Here is a 3,416-nt window from a genome sequence, read left to right as displayed (position 1 = left end):
CCGAACCGTGCCCCTTAAGTGTGGGACGGCGATGGGATATGGTACGACGACAGATGCACCAAGCCGGGTCAAACCGCGCTTGGGAAGGGTCGACACGCCCACCACTCCCACCTTGGGGGCGTGTATGAAACCGTGTGTACGTGCGATCCAGGCGTCCACTGGACTCGTTCAGTTTAACGAGTCACAATGACGTTGGCTACTATGCCAGCTGGTGGATTGCTCGGCTCAGGCGCTGATGAAGGACGTGCCAAGCTGCGATAAGCCATGGGGAGCCGCACGGAGGCTAAGAACCATGGATTTCCGAATGAGAATCTCCTCTGCAATTGCTTCGCGCAATGAGGAACCCCGAGAACTGAAACATCTCAGTATCGGGCGGAACAGAAAACGCAACGTGATGTCGTCAGTAACCGCGAGTGAACGCGATACAGCCCAAACCGAAGCCCTCACGGGCAATGTGGTGTCAGGGCTACCTCTCATCAGCCGACCGTCTCGACGAAGTCTCTTGGAACAGAGCGTGATACAGGGCGACAACCCCGTACTCGAGACCAGTACGCTGTGCGGTAGTTCCAGAGTAGCGGGGGTTGGATATCCCTCGCGAATGTCGCAGGCATCGACTGCGAAGGCTAAATACGACCTGAGACCGATAGCGAACAAGTAGTGTGAACGAACGCTGCAAAGTACCCTCAGAAGGGAGGCGAAATAGAGCATGAACTCAGCTGGCGATCGAGCGATAGGGCATACAAGGTCCCCTGACGAATGACCGAGACGCGAGTCTCCAGTAAGACTCACGGGAAGCCGATGTTCTATCGTACGTTTTGAAAAACGAGCCAGGGAGTGTGTCTATATGGCAAGTCTAACCGGAGTATCCGGGGAGGCACAGGGAAACCGACATGGCCGCAGGGCTTTGCCCGAGGGCCGCCGTGTTCAAGCGCGGGGAGCCATGTGGACACGACCCGAATCCGGACGATCTACGCATGGACAAGGTGAAGCGTGCCGAAAGGCACGTGGAAGCCTGTTAGAGTTGGTGTCCTACAATACCCTCTCGTGATCTATGTGTAGGGGTGAAAGGCCCATCGAGTCCGGCAACAGCTGGTTCCAATCGAAACATGTCGAAGCATGACCTCCGCCGAGGTAGTCTGTGAGGTAGAGCGACCGATTGGTGTGACCGCCTCCGAGAGGAGTCGGCACACCTGTCAAACTCCAAACTTACAGACGCCGTTCGACGCGGGGATTCCGGTGCGCGGGGTAAGCCTGTGTACCAGGAGGGGAACAACCCAGAGATAGGTTAAGGTCCCCAAGTGTGGATTAAGTGTAATCCTCTGAAGGTGGTCTCGAGCCCTAGACAGCCGGGAGGTGAGCTTAGAAGCAGCTACCCTCTAAGAAAAGCGTAACAGCTTACCGGCCGAGGTTTGAGGCGCCCAAAATGATCGGGACTCAAATCCACCACCGAGACCTGTCCGCACCCATCACAGGGTGATCGAGTAGATTGGCGCTCTCATTGGATGGAAGCAGGGGTGAGAACTCCTGTGGACCGATGAGTGACGAAAATCCTGGCCATAGTAGCAGCGATAGTCGGGTGAGAACCCCGACGGCCTAATGGATAAGGGTTCCTCAGCACTGCTGATCAGCTGAGGGTTAGCCGGTCCTAAGTCTCACCGCAACTCGACTGAGACAAAATGGGAAACGGGTTAATATTCCCGTGCCACCACACAGTGAAACTGACGCCCTGGGGTCGATCACGCCGGGCCTTCGCCCGGTCGAATCGTCAAACTCCGTGGAAGCCGTAATGGCAAGAAGCGGACGAACGGCGAGATAGGGAAACGTGATTCAACCTGGGGCCCGTGAAAAGGGAGTGTGGTGTCCGTACCGAGAACCGACACAGGTGTCCATGGCGGCGAAAGCCAAGGCCTGTCGGGAGCAACCGACGTTAGGGAATTCGGCAAGTTAGTCCCGTACGTTCGCAATAAGGGATGCCTGCTCCGGAACGGAGCAGGTCGCAGTGACTCGGAAGCTCGGACTGTCTAGTAACAACATAGGTGACCGCAAATCCGCAAGGACTCGTACGGTCACTGAATCCTGCCCAGTGCAGGTATCTGAACACCTCGTACAAGAGGACGAAGGACCTGTCAACGGCGGGGGTAACTATGACCCTCTTAAGGTAGCGTAGTACCTTGCCGCATCAGTAGCGGCTTGCATGAATGGATTAACCAGAGCTTCACTGTCCCAACGTCGGGCCCGGTGAACTGTACATTCCAGTGCGGAGTCTGGAGACACCCAGGGGGAAGCGAAGACCCTATGGAGCTTTACTGCAGGCTGTCGCTGAGACGTGGTCGCCGATGTGCAGCATAGGTAGGAGGCATTACACAGGTACCCGCGCTAGCGGGCCACCGAGCCATCAGTGAAATACTACCCGTCGGTGACTGCGACTCTCACTCCGGGAGGAGGACACCGATAGCCGGGCAGTTTGACTGGGGCGGTACGCGCTCGAAAAGATATCGAGCGCGCCCTATGGCTATCTCAGCCGGGACAGAGACCCGGCGGTGAGTGCAAGAGCAAAAGATAGCCTGACAGTGTTCTTCCCAACGAGGAACGCTGACGCGAAAGCGTGGTCTAGCGAACCAATTAGCCTGCTTGATGCGGGCAATTGATGACAGAAAAGCTACCCTAGGGATAACAGAGTCGTCACTCGCAAGAGCACATATCGACCGAGTGGCTTGCTACCTCGATGTCGGTTCCCTCCATCCTGCCCGTGCAGAAGCGGGCAAGGGTGAGGTTGTTCGCCTATTAAAGGAGGTCGTGAGCTGGGTTTAGACCGTCGTGAGACAGGTCGGCTGCTATCTACTGGGTGTGTCAAGGTGTCTGACGGGAACGACCGTATAGTACGAGAGGAACTACGGTTGGTGGCCACTGGTGTACCGGTTGTTCGAGAGAGCACGTGCCGGGTAGCCACGCCACACGGGGTAAGAGCTGAACGCATCTAAGCTCGAAACCCACCTGGAAAAGAGACACCGTTGAGGTCCCCCGTAGAAGACGGGGTCGATAGACTCGGGGTGTGCGCGTCGAGGTAACGAGACGTTAAGCCCACGAGCACTAACAGACCAAGCCATCATTCATACGCACTGTGACTCCTTCACCGACGATCTACTCGTCGCTGAACGAGTCCAGGCGCAAACTGGATCGCACGCAACACACGGTGGAAGACCGACCGAGACCGGTATCATCGCGGTTCGACTCCGCGACTCGGCGTTAGGCGGCCATAGCGGCGGGGTTGCCTCCCGTACCCATCCCGAACACGGAAGATAAGCCCGCCAGCGTTCCGGCGAGTACTGGAGTGCGCGAGCCTCTGGGAAAACCGGTTCGCCGCCACCATTCATACCTACCCAAGCCCACAGCACAGCGCGTGCTGTGGGCTTTTC

The 3,416-nt window shown here is 57.2% G+C and carries 2 rRNA genes; both read left to right on the top strand.

What is annotated here, in order from left to right:
• Positions 1 to 187 precede the first annotated feature (187 nt).
• Positions 188 to 3,112: ribosomal RNA gene (locus tag GM656_RS18910) — 23S ribosomal RNA — on the top strand.
• A gap of 134 nt (positions 3,113 to 3,246) precedes the next feature.
• Positions 3,247 to 3,369: ribosomal RNA gene (rrf, locus tag GM656_RS18905) — 5S ribosomal RNA — on the top strand.
• The last annotated feature ends 47 nt before the right edge of the window (positions 3,370 to 3,416 follow it).

This window comes from Haloarcula salina (assembly GCF_010119195.1).
In the GTDB taxonomy this organism is placed as follows: domain Archaea; phylum Halobacteriota; class Halobacteria; order Halobacteriales; family Haloarculaceae; genus Haloarcula; species Haloarcula salina.
This window is presented reverse-complemented; position numbering and strand designations above follow the sequence as displayed.